At 35.5% G+C, this 626-nt stretch carries 1 protein-coding gene; it reads right to left on the bottom strand.

What is annotated here, in order from left to right:
- Positions 1-159 precede the first annotated feature (159 nt).
- Positions 160-588, bottom strand: a complete 429-nt coding sequence (locus tag AC29Z1_RS15240) for an ImmA/IrrE family metallo-endopeptidase (protein WP_488272313.1) — start codon at positions 586-588, stop codon at positions 160-162.
- Between the last annotated feature and the right edge of the window lie 38 nt (positions 589-626).

Genomic DNA, 626 nt, shown 5'->3' with positions numbered 1-626 from the left:
GGCAGCTCGTAACATTTTAGACATAAAAAATAGACCTCCTTAAACAAGTGGTTTTTTAGAGGTCAATCGGTTATAATATTATTGGATTGGTGCCGATTGACCTATTTGGTTAGGTTATTGGTACCCAGACTGTCTGGTGTTGGCGCACCAGGCAGTCTTTTATTTTTCTACTTGTTTCAAATCTGCAAGTTTATCAGGTATGCCAAGTCTTTCAGCTATATCATAAAGTGATATTTCACGGTATTTTTGCAATAGGTCATCCGGCATCAATAATTCCACAGCAAAGGTGTTAGCTTGTCGTTCAATTTTAGATTTAGAGAAAAGTGTATACTGAGTGAGAAAAGGGGTATTTACGTCAGGATGCAATATTGCATGACCTAATTCATGAGCGCAGACAAACCGCTGCTTTATTTGAGGTAAGTTCTGGTTAATGTGAATGAATTTAAAACGATAATCCTTACTATAATAACCCATCATAGTACCCAAATTCTCATATAATATTCCTATTTTGAGGATTTTAGATATTTTAAATGGACAGCTTGTACCTTTTTTGTTTATTAAGGTTTGAACTATCTCTTTTATTTCCACTGGAATCCCTCCCTTGAGGCTACTTCCGGTATTTTTTA

Source organism: Sporomusa sp. (assembly GCF_057736855.1).
This window is presented reverse-complemented; position numbering and strand designations above follow the sequence as displayed.